17 protein-coding genes are annotated in these 18677 nt (G+C 45.1%); all 17 read right to left on the reverse strand.

Features of this window, described 5'->3' with window-relative positions:
• Positions 1-130: 130 nt before the first annotated feature.
• The 17 genes from cpsG to wcaK all read right to left on the reverse strand — a co-directional run bounded on the left by cpsG (position 131) and on the right by wcaK (position 18677).
• Positions 131-1501, reverse strand: coding sequence for a colanic acid biosynthesis phosphomannomutase CpsG (gene cpsG / locus NI40_RS14520; RefSeq protein ID WP_055703382.1), 1371 nt, complete (start codon positions 1499-1501; stop codon positions 131-133).
• A gap of 18 nt (positions 1502-1519) precedes the next feature.
• Entirely contained in the window at positions 1520-2947 is a 1428-nt protein-coding gene (gene cpsB, locus NI40_RS14525) for a mannose-1-phosphate guanyltransferase (protein ID WP_039262644.1), read from the reverse strand.
• 8 nt (positions 2948-2955) lie between these two features.
• Positions 2956-4065 (reverse strand): glycosyltransferase, encoded by a 1110-nt coding sequence (locus NI40_RS14530; RefSeq protein ID WP_039262630.1) that lies wholly within the window; start codon positions 4063-4065, stop codon positions 2956-2958.
• Complete coding sequence (locus NI40_RS14535) at positions 4066-5121, reverse strand: glycosyltransferase family 4 protein (RefSeq protein WP_039262632.1); 1056 nt, start codon at positions 5119-5121, stop codon at positions 4066-4068.
• The gene (locus NI40_RS14540; RefSeq protein ID WP_039262634.1) at positions 5118-6392 is read right to left on the reverse strand and encodes a hypothetical protein; all 1275 of its coding nucleotides are present in this window, start codon (positions 6390-6392) and stop codon (positions 5118-5120) included. The genes NI40_RS14535 and NI40_RS14540 overlap by 4 nt, the downstream gene beginning before the upstream one ends.
• A gap of 17 nt (positions 6393-6409) precedes the next feature.
• Positions 6410-7303 (reverse strand): glycosyltransferase family 2 protein, encoded by an 894-nt coding sequence (locus NI40_RS14545; protein ID WP_039262635.1) that lies wholly within the window; start codon positions 7301-7303, stop codon positions 6410-6412.
• 18 nt (positions 7304-7321) lie between these two features.
• Positions 7322-8779, reverse strand: coding sequence for an oligosaccharide flippase family protein (locus NI40_RS14550; RefSeq protein ID WP_039262636.1), 1458 nt, complete (start codon positions 8777-8779; stop codon positions 7322-7324).
• A 2-nt stretch (positions 8780-8781) separates the two neighbouring features.
• Positions 8782-9606: an NAD-dependent epimerase/dehydratase family protein gene (locus tag NI40_RS14555; protein ID WP_039262637.1), complete on the reverse strand. Its 825-nt coding sequence runs from the start codon at positions 9604-9606 to the stop codon at positions 8782-8784.
• Positions 9599-10159 (reverse strand): dTDP-4-dehydrorhamnose 3,5-epimerase, encoded by a 561-nt coding sequence (gene rfbC / locus NI40_RS14560; protein ID WP_039262638.1) that lies wholly within the window; start codon positions 10157-10159, stop codon positions 9599-9601. Before rfbC ends, NI40_RS14555 begins: the two co-directional genes overlap by 8 nt.
• Positions 10160-10185: 26 nt before the next feature.
• The gene (rfbA, locus tag NI40_RS14565; protein WP_039262639.1) at positions 10186-11061 is read right to left on the reverse strand and encodes a glucose-1-phosphate thymidylyltransferase RfbA; all 876 of its coding nucleotides are present in this window, start codon (positions 11059-11061) and stop codon (positions 10186-10188) included.
• A gap of 32 nt (positions 11062-11093) precedes the next feature.
• The gene (gene rfbB, locus NI40_RS14570; protein ID WP_039262640.1) at positions 11094-12176 is read right to left on the reverse strand and encodes a dTDP-glucose 4,6-dehydratase; all 1083 of its coding nucleotides are present in this window, start codon (positions 12174-12176) and stop codon (positions 11094-11096) included.
• Positions 12177-12208: 32 nt separating this feature from the next.
• Positions 12209-12793 carry an acyltransferase gene (locus NI40_RS14575; RefSeq protein ID WP_039262641.1) on the reverse strand — a complete coding sequence of 195 codons (585 nt, stop codon included), beginning with the start codon at positions 12791-12793 and terminating at the stop codon, positions 12209-12211.
• The gene (locus NI40_RS14580) at positions 12793-13386 is read right to left on the reverse strand and encodes a CatB-related O-acetyltransferase (protein WP_039262645.1); all 594 of its coding nucleotides are present in this window, start codon (positions 13384-13386) and stop codon (positions 12793-12795) included. Before NI40_RS14580 ends, NI40_RS14575 begins: the two co-directional genes overlap by 1 nt.
• Positions 13387-13705: 319 nt before the next feature.
• Positions 13706-14599 (reverse strand): GalU regulator GalF, encoded by an 894-nt coding sequence (gene galF, locus NI40_RS14585; RefSeq protein WP_039262642.1) that lies wholly within the window; start codon positions 14597-14599, stop codon positions 13706-13708.
• Positions 14600-14775: 176 nt separating this feature from the next.
• Positions 14776-16167 (reverse strand): colanic acid biosynthesis protein WcaM, encoded by a 1392-nt coding sequence (wcaM, locus tag NI40_RS14590; protein ID WP_033145970.1) that lies wholly within the window; start codon positions 16165-16167, stop codon positions 14776-14778.
• A 12-nt stretch (positions 16168-16179) separates the two neighbouring features.
• Positions 16180-17400: a colanic acid biosynthesis glycosyltransferase WcaL gene (gene wcaL, locus NI40_RS14595; protein ID WP_033145971.1), complete on the reverse strand. Its 1221-nt coding sequence runs from the start codon at positions 17398-17400 to the stop codon at positions 16180-16182.
• Positions 17397-18677, reverse strand: a complete 1281-nt coding sequence (gene wcaK, locus NI40_RS14600; RefSeq protein ID WP_033145972.1) for a colanic acid biosynthesis pyruvyl transferase WcaK — start codon at positions 18675-18677, stop codon at positions 17397-17399. Before wcaK ends, wcaL begins: the two co-directional genes overlap by 4 nt.

An 18677-nucleotide genomic window follows, 5' to 3' on the forward strand; every position in this document is an offset into this window, starting at 1 on the left:
CGCGGCTTGAAATGTGGTTGAGATGTTAACTCAGTATTAGGTGACATGAATAGCTTTTGCTGATCTATGTCACACTGATTGCACAATCCAGGTACAGTCAAGCCGCCAGAAATACGCCGGCGGCAGACCCTCACTTCCTGAGCAAAGCCAGAATTTCTTGCGTTTTCTCTTCCATCAGCGCCGTGTCAGCACGGGACTCCACGTTCAGGCGCACCACCGGCTCGGTGTTGGACGAGCGCAGGTTGAAGCGCCACTGCGGGAACGCCATGCTGATGCCGTCCGTACGGTCAATTTCCAGCGCGTGGATCGCAAAGTGCTGCTCCACGCGGGCAATGGCCTCGGCCGGCTGCGCCAGCTTGCTGTTGATCTCCCCGCTCGCCGGGAACGCCGCCATGCGGTCGCGCACCAGCTCGCCCAGCGTCTGCCCCTTCAGGCACAGCAGCTCGGTCACCAGCAGCCACGGGATCATCCCGCTGTCGCAGTAGGCAAAATCACGGAAGTAGTGGTGGGCGCTCATCTCGCCGCCGTAGATGGCGTCTTCTTCGCGCATACGCTCTTTGATGAAGGCGTGGCCGGTTTTGGACATCACCGGCGTGCCGCCCGCCGCGGAGACCACGTCGACGGTGTTCCAGGAAAGGCGCGGGTCATGGATGATTTTCGCGCCCGGGTTTTTCTCAAGGAACGCTTCCGCCAGCAGGCCGACAATGTAGTAGCCCTCAATGAACTGCCCTTTCTCGTCGAACAGGAAGCAGCGGTCGAAGTCACCGTCAAAGGCGATGCCCATGTCCGCGCCGTGCTCAATCACCGCGTTGCGGGTGTCGTCGCGGCACTCCGGCAGCAGCGGGTTAGGAATACCGTTCGGGAAGTTGCCGTCCGGGGTGTTGTGTACCTTGACGAAGGTCACCGGCACGTTCAGCGCCTTAAAGCGGGCTTCCAGCGCGTCTACCACCGGGCCGGCCGCGCCGTTACCGGAGTTGATGACCAGCTTCAGCGGCTTGAGGTTCGCTACGTTGATGTAGCCCAGCAGGTGGTCGATGTACTCTTTCTGCAGGTTGATTTTTTTGTAGCTGCCGCGCTTCGCGTCGTTTACCGGCGGGAAGTCGTTGGCTTCCGCCAGGCGCTGCACGTCACGCAGGCCGGTGTCGCCGCTGATAGGACGGGCGCCCTTGCGCACCAGCTTCATCCCGTTGTAGTCCATCGGGTTGTGGCTGGCCGTCACTTCGATACCGCCGTCCACGCCCAGGTGGAAGGTGGCAAAGTAAATCTCCTCGGTCCCGGAAAGGCCGATATCCAGCACGTCCACGCCCGCGTCCTGCAGCCCTTTCGCCAGGGCCAGCTTGAGGGATTCACTGGTCAGACGCACGTCGCCGCCCAGCACGATGGTCTGCGGTTTTAAATATTCGCCGTACGCGCGGCCAATGCGCCACGCGATGTCTTCATTCAGCTCTTCGCCCAGCTTGCCGCGAATATCGTAGGCTTTAAAACAGGTTAATTTTTCCATGATAATTTTACCGTAATCTCAAACACGACCATACCTGTCAGCAAAACGTACAATATCATCCTCTCCAAGATAAGAGCCTGAGCGAACCTCAATCAATTCCAAAGGGATCTTTCCAGGGTTCTCCAGACAGTGCGTTGCTCCAACAGGAATATAAATAGACTCATTTTCACCGAGGAGTTTGGTTTGCTCGTTAATTGTAACTTGTGCAGTTCCTGCGACGACTATCCAATGCTCAGCACGATGGTGATGCATCTGAAGAGAGATACCTTCGCCCGGCTTTACGGTCAATCGCTTAACTTGATAGCGGCTTCCCGTATCAATCGAGTCATATTTACCCCAGGGACGATAAACTTCGCGGTGAGTATGATGTTCATGACGGCCGTCTGCTTTTATCGATTCGACAATTTTCTTCACATCCTGAACGGCGTTACGATCGGCAATCAATACAGCATCCTTGGTCTGCACAACGACCAAATCTTTCACCCCAACAGTAGTCAATAGCCCGGATTCAGAATACAGGAAACTATTTTCGGTATTATAGGACAAGACGTCACCTGTAACGACGTTACCCTCTGGAGTCTTATGGCTAATATCCCAAAGCGAAGACCATGAGCCGACATCACTCCAGCCAGCATCCATTGGCACAACAACAGCATCTGAAGTCTGTTCCATCACAGCATAATCAATCGACTCATCAGGACAAGCTCTGAAAGCTTCCTCGTCAACGCGAATAAAGTTAAGGTCAGGATCAATAGAGCTCATGGCCTTTTCGCACGCCTTAAGAATATCCGGACGATATTTTTTCAGTTCCTCAAGATAGCGATCGGCGCGGAACAGAAACATCCCGCTATTCCAGTAGTATTCACCGCAGGCAACATAGGCTTCCGCCGTTTCAAGATTAGGTTTCTCAACAAATTGCGCGACCTCAAATGCATCTGCATGCTCAACATCAACGCATGGCACACCTCGACAAATGTAACCATAGCCAGTCTCTGGTTTATGCGGGACGATGCCAAAGGTCACAAGCTTTCCATTTTCAGCATAAGGTAGCGCCTTACGAACTGAATTACGGAAAGCTTCTTCATCCTGTATGACGTGATCGGCGGCCAGAACCAGCATGAGCGCATTGCCCTCGTGCTGGGTACGAACTGCAGCAAGTGCAGCCAACGCTATCGCCGGAGCAGTATTACGACCAACCGGTTCGAGGATGATATTCTCAGTGAGTTTATTCATCTGGCGCAGTTGCTCGGCAACGATAAAGCGGTGCTGTTCGTTACAAATGACGACGGGACTTTCGCATTCAATGCCCTGTAATCGGTTAATTGTCGCTTGTAACATTGTCAGTTCACCTTCCAGACAGAGAAATTGTTTTGGATAGAGAACACGAGAAAGCGGCCATAAACGACTACCGGAGCCCCCGGCCATAACAACAGGAAATAATGACATGATTGAACTCACTTTAATGATGAATATAAATTAATTATATTCTTAACCATCAACTCTTTAGTAAACATAGTATCAAATCTGGCTTTCGCGCCTTTACTATATGTCTCACTGCTTTGAATAACAGAAACAATTCCTTTAGCAAGTGCTTTAGCATCATTCGGCTCAACAACGATGCCAGTCTCGTTATGCTGATTAACCCAGGCCACACCACTTCGTGGAATATTTGTCGACACAAGCGGTCTGGAGAAACTCATAGCTTCTAACTGAACCACACCAAAAGCTTCAGATTCATGAATAGATGGCAGACAAAAAACGTCACATGCTTTATAATAAGAAGCCAAATCCGAATAATTGATACTACCAAGAAGAATTACTTTATCTGACAATCCATCATTAGCAATTTTTTGCATTAATGAATCAATCAATGGGCCAGTACCGCCAATAAGAACAATGTAATCTTCAGGAAGTTCTTTCGCAGCATCAATCAGGTATTCCATACCCTTATAATAAACAAGACGCCCCAAAGAAAAAATTATCTTTTTATTTTGATAACGTTGCTTGATACTTTTTTCAAGCTCCTCATTCAATGGCATAACACGGGTATCAACCCCAATTGGGATACAAACAATTTTATCCTGATAAGGCTGTAAAGTTGGAGAAGACTGCCCATACACAGGGCTAGTAACGATAATTCTGGTACACTTATCTAAAATCCATTTTTGTAGCGGAGCAAAAAGCATCAATAATTTTTTTTGCTTAACAATATCGCTGTGCCAATGGAGAACTATCTTACCTTTGGGCGGGAATAAAAAGAGTGCCAAAACAGCCAGTGGATTTGGAAGATGGACATGGATAACATCATAATTATTTCTTATTGCTCTCCATCGGGATATTAAGGAAAATGATAGCGGTGTCGAAAAAAGCTGTGCAAACAATTTCTGACGGTAAACTTTATAACGGAGTTTGTCGTCATTCTTTCTTTCTCCAATTGGATCAACACAGAGTACATCAACAGGTTGGTCATTACTTTTTGCGATACCTTCACTTATATCGAATGCTACCTGTTCGATTCCACCATGTACTGGAGGGTAAAATTTGCTAAACTGTAAAACCTTCATTCAAATATTCCTTTGAGAGATCACATCCATAAGTTTCGATGCAACATCACGTACGTCAAATTTTTCTAACCTATGATATCCATTGCGAATCAATACAGGACTGAGCTCATCATAATTTTCAATCAATTCACGTAACTTAGAACTAAAATCTAATGAGTCCTCTGGATTAAAATAATATGCCGCATCGCCACAAACTTCAGGGATACTTGCGCGGTCAGAAGCCATTACAGGACAACCGCGTTGCATTGCTTCCAGAGGAGGAAGTCCGAAACCTTCATATAATGACGGATAGACAAAAATAGAAGCATCTCTGTATTTTAACTCTAAATCGTCATCTGATAGATATCCACAGAATACAATGTTCTCATGCTGTGAAAACGTCACTTTTGAGAAAGCTGTCCCTAACCCTCCCACCACGATGAGTTTATAATCTTCGATTTTTGAATTCAGAAAAGCATTAATAACAAACTCGATATTTTTTCTCGGCTCTAAGGTACCAACCAATAAAATCTCTTTATGCTTAACCGCTTCGCTTGCAATATGATTCTTGAGGTTAATAGATGTATCTACGGAGTTTGGCAATACAGTGATCTTATCTGGATCAACCGCCAGATATTTCTCTATCTCTGATTTTGAAAAGTCACTAACCGTAAAGATACCTCTCGCAATTTTCGACTGAATGGCATAGTTAACCTTGTATACAGCACGGTATAAGAAACGAAACCACTTTGGATATGCGTACAATGACATATCATGGATAGTAAAGTAACAGTTCTTGTAAAACGCTGGTGATAACCCAGTGAAGCAGAGCAGTAACGGGCTACCGACGCTTCTTAGATAACGAGGTAATTCGATTTGTTCCCAGAAGTGACCGTTACGATTTCCTATTTGAAGGATATTAAATTCCTTCCTCCATTTCTCATCAATGAGGTCCGTTTTCGGTGTCAAAAAACAGATATCGGGAACGTGTTTAACGAGTTCCCGACATAGTACCAATGCATATTGCTGTACACCAGTTTTACGTTGAGTCAAAAATCTCGCATTAATATAGATCATTTATTACTCGGCATTCTATAGATGTAACACTGAAACATAAAGAAGGAATAAAAAAGAATAAATCTAAAAGGTAATGTAAAAAGCATCGAAGCAACAATATACATTAGAATGATAAAGTGATTCTTATTTGCTTTAAGTCTGGCTGACAACAAACATATACCCAGGACAAATATGAGCAAGCCCGGCAGGCCGAAACTTAAAATAATAAAACTTAAGACATCTTTTGGTGCAAAACTTTCATAGGCACTGGGATCCGACGAGGATAAATAAGATCTCATCTCATTACAGTTTACGTCCAAACCAGAAAGAGCCTGACAATAGTCATGTATAAAAGGTGATAGCGTACTCTTGAAACCATATACTCCACTGCCAAGTGGATAATCACTAAGATGCCATATGCTGACAATAGGGAAACCCAGACGAGTTACATACGTCATCGTTGCAGAATTTGACAAATTAGCTGCAATGAGTGCAAAAAGGTCATAATAGATGAATGCAAGACTGACAAAAAGAACAATAAAAGATAACGGGATGAGTTGGTATGTATAATTATAAAAGCCCTTCACCTTGAAAAAATAGACTAGCCCAAGGAGTACTGGAATTATCAGGAATGAAAATTTAGCACCTGAAATATAGGTGGTAATGGCAAACATACACGCAAGGATTAGTCTGTACTTTTGATTAGACAACATCACCATCAAGAACATTAGGCCATAAAAATAGCCATTTAAACTTGGCTCTGCAAAAGTGCCTGCAAATCGAAAGTTTTCATCATATAACCAAGCCCCACCTAATACTTTAACATGAAAACCAAACTTCGCCATGATGTAAAGTATCAGCGCCACGCCAAGAAATAAACTTGATATTTTGACACTAAAACGATATATATTAAAGTTACTTTCAAGTTCTTTGGCATAACTAAATATAACAAACCATAAGAGCATATTTAGTAAAAGTGCGAAGGTTTTATCATATTCAGCACCATGATAGAATGCACCAAGCACAGCACCTAAGAGAAGGATAAAGGCAGAAAAGAGTATCTTTGCAAGGTTAAGACTGCGAATCCTGAAAAGTAGGAGCAATACGATTACAAGGATGATCTTCAGGCCAAAATCAGCAATACTTGAAAGGCCTTTCATCAAACCAATCTGAGAAAAGTCAACACCACTAAAAAGCGAATTAATTAATAACAGCCCAACAAGTGATTTGACAATAAAAGTTGTAGATAAATTATAGTTATTGACAAGTGTGCTACTGGAAATTTCGCTCACCTTAACCTCTTAGTCATTTATTTTTTTAACATTAGTCCGTCGATAATCCCCCTGACAAAAGCCTTATAAACTTTATATGGCGTTTTGCGACAAAGTGGATAGACCAACCGGGTAACAATGGTAAAGAAAACGCTAACAATATAATAAGGAGCTTCAATATTTTTTCTGGCGAAAAATATACGGTTCCTTGTCAAATAATATGCACCAAATAGACTTAACCCCCCCCCAGTAGAAGTACTAACCTTATGAAACACTAGAGGTTCATTAATAATTCTAACTCGGCTGCCAGCTATGTTTGCACGATAGAGAAAATCAGTATCATCGTAATAAGCAAAGTAACGAGCATCCATCATACCTATAGTGGCAAACATCGAAGCATGTACAAGTAAAAAACATGTTGGTGCATAATCGCACTCTTCTGGAATATTAGCGTAAATTTCATCGTAGTCGGCTCCCTCAAAAAGATGAGGGGCAATAGCTTTTTTCTTATTAAAAAAAGCGCCTGCGTACCAGACTTTTTTTTCTGGATAACTGAATATTACAGGTGAAACAAGTTTGTATTGTCCCTCCTCAGCAACACTCATCATTTTGCTGAGGGTATCTTCCTGTTCAAAAAGTAGGTCGTTATTAGTGAGTAATATATACTCACACCCATCCTTTAAAGCTTCTTCAATGCCTTGGTTGTTGGCCTGCGCAACCCCAACATTGTTTCCGTCATTATTAATATAGGTATACTCTATGTCTTTCCTCAAGAGAATTTCTTGCGTTAAGTTAAAAGAATCCTGATTTGTACTGTTATCCACAATATAAAGATGCTTGTTCTGATATTTTTGTTTTTCAACACTCGAATAAAAGTCAGGCAGCACACCTGGAGAATTGAACAAAACAGTAACGAGTCCAACTTTTTTCACACTTTCACCTAAGCAATATTAGTATTGATTTAACAGATTCTTGATGCTTTTTACTTGTTTTATTATGAAGACAGTAAATACAACTATAAAAGCTACCTGGATGCCATAAATAACACAATGGATAGTTACCGACTGAGTCATCACCAGACTGACCAGGCAGATGGCTATCATCACAGGTATTACCAGAAACGAGACAAATATCAGCTTTGACTTATACTCAGCTTCAGCCCGATACTTGCATGCGTAAACCGCCATGATTAATACGCCTGAAATAAACGTCGAATAGGCAATTCCAATCGCGCCATAGATACGAACAAAGAAAATCGACAACGCAAAGTTCAATAGTCCTTCGAGCACCGGCAGCCAGGCGATTGATAATTGTTTGCCGTAGGCGACTAACATAAGCCCGTAGGGCGCTGCAATCATTCGGATAAGATAAGCCGCAAGCAGCAAAGAAAACATTACGTGCAGGTTCGTCGCTTGCTGATAGCCCAACCAGACGCCAAGGATATGCACAGAAGCAAACCAGGCAATAAAGACACCGATAAAGACAATCATCGAGAAAATGAAGATAAGTTTGTTAACCAAAAGTTCAACATGCTGGTTACTCCCGTGATTGTGCATCCTTATCATAGGTTGAATTATAGGATTAATCATGGCTCCCAAAATTCCCACCCCAGCATTAACAAGCGTCATTAATACGGCAAAACCAGCTAGTTCCTGAAATGAGTATTTACCGACGGTAAAGGTGCCTATACCGGAAATTAAGAACTGGGCTATATTCCATACTAAGAGCCCACTGAAAAAGACAACTATTGTTTGAAATAAATTCTTATCCAACGATAACTTTGTTCTTTGCGATGTATTTTTTAATTTATATAAAATATAAAATGCAATTTGATTAAAACTGTTTATTGCAAAATAAACCCATGCAATAACATCGAGACCATGGTGAACAAGCAACAGAATCGACGTACCCAGAATCACTTTAAAAAATATATTTATGCCAGCGGTAATATCATTGCGTTCTATACCAGTAAAATAACCAACAAAGGGTGAGAATACGTTATTAATGACAAATGAACTGCCAATTAATATAAGAATTAGTTTAGCATTAGCGTTGGTTTCTGAAACTTCAGGGAAAAATGAGAAAAAGAATTTTGCTAAAATAAATATTCCGCCCAAACATACCATGTTGAGCAGTAACGCAAAAAGCAATGACTGATGCATTGCCTTTTGAAGTTTCTGTGGGTTACTTAAATGAAGGGCGACAAAACGCCCTACCGTAACCTGAAGACCAATTCCAAAAATTCCGATCAAAACCCCGACCTGAAGTGTAAGGGACCAAATCGAAAAATCTACCTTTGAAAGATTGTGTAGTAAAACTGGAGAGATAACTATCCCAAGTATTACATTTGAGAAGCCATTTATTATGTTAGATAAAGAGTTTTTAAGTAACCGCTTAAAACCACTCATATTTATCTCGCCAGTTCTTCTTTATAACTAGCTATCATAATTTTCAAATCATCAAGCACATGTTGTGGTTTATAATCCGGAATTTCAGTAGATAACTTATTTATGCTGGTTACGGGGAACTCTTCACGAGGAAAATTACCGTCATGCCAGTTAACTTTACAAGCCGTCTCTTTTTCAATGACATCAGCGATTTGCTTAGCTGTTACGTTAAATCCAGATGCGACATTGTATATTTCTTTATTAGTGTTTTGGTTTTCAGCCAACCACACACATGCTTTAGCGACATCATTGACCGAAACATAGTCCTTAGCATATTCAGGCGCAACAAACATGTTGATTTCACCATTATTAATGGCATGACGAATAATGGACGGCAGGAATAATGTACTATTGAGCGCTAAACCATAGACATTGCTAGGTCGAACTACAGTAACATCACGTTCGCTCTTAAGGCACAATTCTTCTGCTACCAGTTTGGTCAGATTAAACAGCTTCCTGTTATCATCCGCAGTTACTACCAGATCGTCAGTTTCATTCGCGCTATGATGGTTCATATAAACTCGAGTTGAGGATATATATACCAGCTTTTCAAACTGTGCATCCTGCAGTAACTTTGCCAACAAAACCGTATTTGCTTCCAGCACAGAAAAATAGCTTTTGGCACAATCACCATTACCAGCACAATAAATGACTTTGCCCAACTCACCATTGAGAGAATTGCAGCTGTTGCGATCAGGAACAACGACATCATGCCCTTGCTCTTTAAGCAATGTAACGATATGTGAACCAATGAAACCGTTACCCCCAATAACTGTATACTTAGCCATTTGTCCAGCCTTTAAGAATCTGTTCTTTGATACTTGCAAGTGAAGGTAAAATACAATCTTTAGCAGAAACTACAGGATTAGAAACTGGCCATTCTATACCCAGATCTGGATCGTTCCAGATAAGACCACCTTCATCGGTTGGATCATAATAATCTGTGCATTTGTACTGGAAACTAGCAGTATCACTTAATACGCAGAAACCATGAGCGAAACCAGGAGGAATATAAAACTGAAGAAAATTATCTTCGGATAGAATGACTGAATGATGCTGACCAAATGTTGGTGATTCTGGGCGGAGATCAACGGCCACATCAAAAACAGAACCCTGGGTTACTGAGACTAACTTACCCTGAGGCTTTGTTTTCTGAAAATGAAGCCCGCGCAGAACATTTTTCGTCGATTTAGAACGATTATCCTGAACAAAGTCCAGACCAAATCCTAATTCCTGGTAACGTTTTTTCTGATATACTTCGAAGAAATAGCCACGTTCGTCACCAAAAACTTTAGGTTCAATAATTACAGCATCTTTTAAAGGCGTTTCAATAATTTTCATACTTTTTACTACTTTATGTTGGATTTTCAGTCTTTAGCTAAATGCTGCAAATATTTGCCATAGTCATTTTTATTGAGTTCTTTGGCTAATTTTGCTAACTGTTTCTTATCAATGAAACCTTTGCGATAAGCAATCTCTTCCGGGCAAGAAACTTTGAGACCTTGACGTGATTCGATCGTCTGAATAAAGTTACCTGCCTCAATTAGACTCTCATGCGTTCCTGTATCAAGCCAGGCATATCCACGCCCCATAATAGCAACTGAGAGCGAATTTTTTTCCAGGTAGAGTCGGTTAATATCAGTGATCTCTAATTCACCACGCGCTGACGGTTTCAGCTGTTTAGCCATCTCAATGACGTCATTATCATAAAAATAGAGACCAGTCACAGCGTAATTACTTTTTGGCTTCAGTGGTTTCTCTTCTAAAGAAAGCGCTTTGCCATTCTCATCGAAATCTACCACGCCATAACGTTCAGGGTCTTTCACATGATAGGCAAAGACTGTAGCTCCTTTTTCCTGATTCATTGCCATTTCAAGTTCTTTTGGCAAATCGTGACCATAGAAAACATTGTCTCCAAGGACTAAAGCACAAGAATCGTTACCGATAAACTCTTCACCAATGATAAATGCCTGAGCAAGACCATCAGGACTTTCCTGGACTTTATATTCAATGTTCAGTCCCCATTTTTTACCGTTACCCAGTAATTGCTCAAAGCGCGGGGTATCCTGAGGTGTGCTGATGATGAGAATATCCCGAATACCCGCAAGCATCAGCGTGCTTAACGGATAATAAATCATCGGCTTATCATAGATTGGCAGCAGCTGTTTACTAACCGCCATCGTCACAGGGTAAAGGCGAGTACCTGAACCACCGGCTAAAATAATTCCTTTTCTTTTTGACATGTTCAATGCTTCTTATGACGGGGTTGAAAAGATTAGCGTTGCTCGTAATTTTTATTGATCCAGTCCTGATAGGCACCACTCATAATATTTTGGACCCAATCCTGGTTATCAAGATACCAATGAATCGTTTTCTTAATACCAGATTCAAAGGTCTCTTGAGGTTTCCAGCCGAGTTCCAGAGTGATTTTACTGGCATCGATTGCATAGCGTCGATCGTGGCCTGGGCGATCGGCAACATAAGTGATTTGTTCGCTATACGAGGTATTCTTCGGCTTTATTTCGTCAAGAATATTGCAGATGGTCTGTACTACTTCAATATTCTTTTTCTCATTATAACCGCCGATATTGTAGGTTTCACCTACGATACCTTCCGTAATAACGGTATAGAGTGCACGGGCATGATCCTCAACGTACAACCAGTCACGGATCTGATCACCTTTGCCATAAATAGGCAACGGTTTACCTTGTAATGCATTGAGAATTACTAACGGGATTAGCTTTTCTGGGAAATGGTAAGGTCCATAATTGTTTGAACAGTTAGTCACAATAGTTGGGAAATTATAAGTCCGATGCCACGCGCGTACTAAATGATCGCTTGATGCTTTAGAGGCAGAGTACGGGCTGCTTGGAGCATAGGCGGTATGCTCAGTAAACAATGGAAGACTTTTGTTATTATCCCATTCATCAGGATGAGGTAGGTCCCCATACACTTCATCGGTTGAAATATGATGGAAACGAAATCCCTGTTTCTTTTCTCCTTCCAGGTTTTGCCAGTATTTTCTGGCTGCTTCAAGCAAGACGTAGGTTCCAACAATATTCGTTTCAATAAACGCGGCCGGACCGGTGATTGAACGGTCAACGTGACTTTCTGCTGCCAGATGCATTACTGCATCAGGTTTATGAGTTGAAAAAATTGCGTCTAATACCTGTGCATCGCAAATATCAGCATGAACGAAAGCATAACGATCGCTGTTTTCAATATCTTTTAAAGATTGAAGGTTACCTGCATAGGTTAACTTATCAACATTTACCACAGAATCAGTTGTTGAATTAATAATATAACGCGCTAATGCCGAACCGATGAATCCGGCAGCACCAGTAACTAATATTTTCATTTTTCATCTCAAATAAGTAAAAATGGATTGCATTAAGAAACACTGATCCATTCATTTCGTTCGAAACAGTATTTTTTGATAACTTTTGCAGGTACACCGGCACAAACAGAATAATCGGGGATATCTTTCGTAACTACAGAATTTGCTGCGATCACACTATTTTTACCAATGCAAGCACCTATGATGGAGACATTTTCCCCTATCCAAGCACCTTCTTTAATAACCACATCCCCTTTGAATATTACAGGTTGTTGGCTTACTGGAATATGAATATTTTTGTATTCATGAAGATTATCTGATATATATACCTTATCGGCGATAAGAACATTTTTTTCGATAATTACACGGCGCACACTTACGATATGTAAAAAGCGACCGATATAAACGTTATCACCTATATTTAGAATCGGATTATGGTTATCAATTTTTAATGCCAATGCCCACAACCCCGGTTGGATTACCACTCTATCTCCAACCTCTATATATCTCACCCCTTGCAATATATCAGGCTTAAAAATACCGCTTTTGATTCCGAATTTTTTAAAGGAAATACGAAAAATTAATGAAGAAAAAAGAGTGGCTATTTTACGCCTGACCTTGAACATCAATTCGTACATTATAATCCCTTTTTAAAATTTGAGGAAAATTCTACAAGGGTATCTACATCAAACTCCCACCAGGAACATTTTATGTTATGCCTGTCCCTAATAAATTTCGCAGGAACACCACCTACAATTGTATAAGGTTGTACATCTTTGGTAACAACCGACCCTGCCCCAATGACGGCTCCATCGCCAATAGTCACACCATCCATTACGATGGCATTAACGCCGATCCAAACATCATTGCCTATGATGATTTTCTCGGATTCAGTAATAGACTCAATCACTTTTTTACTAACTCTGTGATTTTTCAATCTATAAGGGAAGCATGTATTTTCAGAGTAAAATATTGGATGTGTAGAAAATAAATCAACTGGATGTTTTCCAAGACCTATTTTGACACCTTCTGCAATCGAACAAAATTTACCGATCTGACAATTGTTGACAGAGGCAGTACCTGCGAAATACGTATAATCACCAACTATAGAATTAGTTATATTTGCACGACGAAATAAGACAGTGTAACGACCGAATTGTGTAGACCGATTTTTTCTTTTATAAAAATATGATAACAATTTTATTTTCATTCTCGATAAAGCTTGCTTCATATAGTGACCTACACTGTTTAATATCAATTTAGTTTGGAAAATCAACGCTACCGCCCCTGGCTCAACAGCTACCAGTTCACTGAAACCATGGGCAAATTGTTCAAAATCTATCTTTCTTACACATTGAGTATGAAAGATTTAATCTGATATTGTGGTCCTAATTGCACATCAAAACAAGAAAAAAACCACAGTTTAACTTAATGGCGTTTCTTAGCATCAGCACGTGACCCGCTGATTTTTAAATAAAAAACGGCAGAGAGCGATGAGAATGTATCATTTGCTCTTCTGCCGCCATTGTGTTTGTCTAATAACTAAACAGCTACTCAGCTAACAGTTGCTCGATTTTCTTACGGAACTCCGCCCCTTCCTTCAGGTTACGCAGTCCATAGTTCACGAACGCCTGCATATACCCCATTTTCTTACCGCAGTCATAGCTGTCGCCGGTCATCAGCATCGCGTCAACGGACTGTTTTTTCGCCAGTTCGGCAATCGCGTCGGTCAGCTGAATACGGTCCCAGGCGCCTGGCTCGGTTTTTTCCAGCTCTGCCCAGATATCGGCATTCAGAACGTAACGGCCAACCGCCATCAGGTCCGAATCCAGCGTCTGTGGCTGATCCGGTTTTTCGATGAACTCAACGATGCGGCTCACCTGCCCTTCCGTTTCCAGCGGTTCTTTAGTCTGGATAACGGAGTACTCGGAGAGATCGCCCTTCATGCGTTTCGCCAGCACCTGGCTACGGCCGGTTTCATTGAAACGCGCCACCATTGCCGCCAGGTTGTAACGCAGCGGATCGGCAGAAGCGGTATCGATGATGATGTCCGGAAGAACAACAATGAATGGGTTATCACCCACAACCGGACGGGCACACAGAATAGAGTGGCCCAGGCCCAGCGGCTGCGCCTGACGCACGTTCATGATGGTCACGCCCGGCGGGCAAATAGACTGCACTTCCGCCAGCAGCTGGCGTTTGACGCGCTGCTCAAGCAACGCTTCGAGTTCGTAAGAGGTGTCGAAGTGGTTTTCTACCGCATTCTTGGAGGAGTGCGTAACCAGGACGATTTCTTTGATCCCTGCAGCAACAATCTCATCGACAATGTACTGAATCATTGGCTTGTCGACGATCGGCAGCATCTCTTTAGGAATGGCTTTTGTGGCTGGCAGCATATGCATGCCCAGGCCTGCTACCGGAATGACTGCTTTCAAATTAATCATTATTTCTTCCACCTTAAAATGGTTGACGAATTATAGCTCTTAAACCTGTTTTCGCCAGCATGATTTGCCGTAATCCTTGGGCAATGTTACGCCTTAGCATCACAAATTTCTGTAGTTGTAATCTGATTAGATCGCGCTTTTATGCCAGGAATAGTCTCAAAACTGATGATTGTCGATTATCTGTGCGGAAGCGCAAAGTTAAGCCTTTCCACATTCACCACCTGCTGGTCGACCCGGTCAATATCGACCGAGCTTTGCCCCTTCTCATTCACTGCTTTTATGTTCGCCAGCGACAGCAACGTCTCGTCTTTCGCCATGAATTTACCCCGCACATCCTTACGCAGGTCGAAGTTAATCTTCAGGGCGGGCCCCACAGCGGCTTCCTGCATCACATTGATATTGCGTAAAAAAAGATGTTGCGGCTTGTTGTGCAGCTCAAGCGTTGCACGCTGCATTTCCACGTTGGTTATCGCCACAAACGAGGTGGCGTTACCGGATGAAATCTGTATTCCGCGCAATTTATACGCAAGCTGACGATTATCGAGATGAATATTGTTGAGCTTGAAGTTCTGCGGGATGGACAAATAATCGCCTTTTATCACCCCATAGCCGATTAACATTCCCGCACTGTTCACCATATCGACATTATCAATAATGAAATTATCACAGCCATAGATGGCCACCGTGGCGTTGTCTATACCCGCCTTTTTACTGAAATCGGGGGTAATATTTTTGGCCTTGATATTGCGAATAACAAAATGTTTACCGTTTTCAACGTGCACCAGCTGGCGACAGTTGCTGCCGGTGATGTTTGCCACCACGAAGTTCTTGACGGTTTGCTTCTCCGGATAGTCATTATCGTAGGTGCTGCCGGCGAGACCAATACCGATGCCCCAGTTGATCTTGCCGTTGGTGCAGTTGATGTTGTCGATGACATGGTCAGAGATCAGGATATTGCGATCGTTGATGGCGACGTTCCACTCGATCGCATCCCCCTGGAGATGGCTAAATTTGCTGTTGGTGATGCGGGCTCCGTCCACCTGGTTGTGGAAACCCTGGCGCAGGATGGCGTAGTTGGCCTGGCTTACGCTGATGTTATCAATCAGCAAATTGCGCATTACGCTCGGTTTCTTGCCGCCGATGTAGATCTGCGTCACCGGGCCAAAACCGCTCATGGCCAGCCCTTTGATAACGCAGTCAGATCCGCGAACGTCGAGAGTGATGTTCTCCGTGCGGCCAGCACCTTCGCCTATCACTTTGCTGCCTTCCTGCAAAACAAAGCGGCCGCGCCCGTTGCCGGTTAACGCCCCGCGGATCAGCAAGGTTTTACCGTCGGGAATGAAAATACCGGTATTGATGTTTTCGCAGGTGAGCCCGGCCGGGACCACGACGGTGTCGCCGTCATTAAACGCCTGCTTAAAGGCGGCGATCCAGTCGTTGTTATTGTACTGATGAACAGAGACCGTTCTGCCGCTTGCCGCCCGCGCGATGCGTGACGACAGCAGCGGCGTGGCCGCCAGAACGGAGAGAGAAGAGACAAAGGTGCGTCGGGTAATCTTTTTCAGCATACATCCTCGGCGTTACAACGTTTGCAGCAGGCTCGCTAACTGGCGGTTAATCACCTGCTGGTTAAAATCGGTTTCCACTTTTTGTCGGGCGTTCTGGAGCACGGGCTCCAGCGCCTGCTGGTCAATATCGCTGAAGGCTGCTAATCGGTCCGCAAGGGCCATCGCGTTATTCTCCGGCACCAGCCAGCCGGAGTGGTCAGACTTAATCAGCTCCGGGATCCCGCTGTGCAGGGTTGATACCACCGGAATACCTACGGCCATCGCCTCCATCAGCGCCACCGGAATGCCTTCCATATCGCCATCGGCGCCCGTTACGGAAGGCAGCAGAAAGACATCCGCCTCGTCGAGCATGGCCTTGACCTCGTGGCTCGGCTTGAAGCCCGGCATCTCTACGACATCTTCCAGCTGATACTGTTCGATAAGCGTGCGCAGACGTCGCTCCCACGGCCCAATGCCGAGAATGCGATAGTGGAAATCCACCCCGCGCGCTTTCAGCTGGCGGCAGGCTTCAATGGCCACATGGAGGCCTTTCTTCTCGGTCAGGCGAGCAACGGAGATGATCTGCAGCGGTTTTCCCGGCACCTTGACAGGACGGCGAGTGAAGCGCGTTAAGTCCACGCCCATACGCGAAACGGCAATTTTCTCTCCCGGGCAGCCCATGTTTTTCAGGCGTCCGGCCCACAGGTCGCTGATAGGCAGCATCATGTCGCCGCGCCTGAACAGCTGCTGATACTCCGGCGTGTAGTGGTTCAGCACTTCGCGGCTGGAGATATCGATACCGTGGAAGATGGTCGCAATTTTGCCGTCAATCACGCCCAGTTCGCGCAGCTTCGCGGCGGTGACGCCCGCGGGGCCAAAGTGGGCGATAAACACGTCGGCACGATACGGCTGCGCGGTTTGCCCGCAGATGGCCGACAGGATCAGATTGCGGGATTCGGAACCATAGCGGGAAACATTCAGCGCCCGCCACGTCGACGCGCGGTGGATCCCGCGCAAGGTCTGGCTGGCCCGGTGGCGCAGCTTGCTCAGCCTCCCGGACGGCTCATCCTGCAGCCAGCGGGTTTTCGCCTCCAGCCCATACTGGGTATACGCCGCATGGGTATTTTTAGTATCGCCCTTTTGCAGGGCGATAATCTCCACGTCATATCCCATATCGATAAACGCGGTGATTTGGTTTAGGACAAACGTTTCAGACGACAGCGGAAATTTCAGTAAGAAGAAACCAACCTTCATTTCCCCTCCCGTACGCGGTCAAGTACCGATTTCACCATCCCAATGCCCTTCTCGCGCTCGGCTTTCACCGCCACCGCCAGGCGTTCATTGATCGCAGGCAGCTGGCCGAGCGTGTCGCCCACCATCGCACCGAGCGAACCATCGAGCAGATGACGGATATCCACGGCCATTTCCGGCATACCGAGCTGCTGCATGATGCCTGCTGATTTGTGTTCGTAGTTGATGGCAATGGCCGGCGTGCCAAAGTTCATGGAGATAATGGCGGAGTGCAGGCGCGTGCCGACGGTCAGGTCGCAGGCGGAGAGCAGCTTGCCCATCTCCAGATCGTTCAGTTCGTCCATCACCACGTGATAGCGGGACGGATCGTTCACCAGGCTGCGCAGGTTCAGCGCCACCATACGGTCGTCTTTGTTGTAGCTGTCGATGCCGGTGCAGGTTGAGAGCGCCAGCACCTGGTACCCGCTGTCCAGCACGCGGTTCACCACGTCGGCGAAGGCTTTCTCATACGCCGCCTGGGTCGTACCTAAACGCTTATCGAAGGGCGCCAGCTCGCGCAGGGTAATCGCGACGGTTTTCTGTTTCGCCGCCACGTCGAGCCAGTGCTGCACCGCGTAGCTCGGCTGGAAGCTGTCGTCCTGGTGATCCACCAGCCACGCGGTGTCCACGCCGTGCTCAACTTTTGAGGTGTCAATTTCGCTGCGCTTCATCATGTCGAGGCTGACCGACTCGCGCAGGATCAGCGCGTCGCAGTGGCCGAACACGTAGTTTGCAAGCTGGTTAAACTGCGGATCCTGGAATGGCCCGACGCTGTGGCCAATCATAAACAGCGGCTTTTTCGCCATAAAGGTGCAAAGCGCATGCTCAAACTGCGGCACGCCGTAGAGATCGACGAAGAACGAACCGCCGACCTGGATAATGGCGTCGTAGCCGGACAGCAGACGGACAAAATCGGTAAAGCCCTGCGCGATAGCAATATTGCGCAGCTTGCCGGTATCGGTCACGCGGGAAAGCAGCACCTGGTGCTGGTAGCGACGACGCAGCACTTTCTTCACCCGACCCATCACGCCCGCGGCGTTGTTATGCTGTTTCATCTGGCTGTAGAGCGGGTCGCCCATCACCGGGCGGTTCAGTAACCAGGATGAGCTGACCGGATAACGGCTCATCACGTCCACTTCGGTCTCAGGCTTAAGGGTGTTAATTGCATCCAGTAAACCGCGCAGGATGGCGCTGTCGCCACGGTTGCCGCAGGTATGGTTGCCAAGAATTAATAATTTCAT

The sequence above is a fragment of the Enterobacter sp. E20 genome, from assembly GCF_000801755.2.
GTDB lineage: Bacteria > Pseudomonadota > Gammaproteobacteria > Enterobacterales > Enterobacteriaceae > Enterobacter > Enterobacter asburiae_B.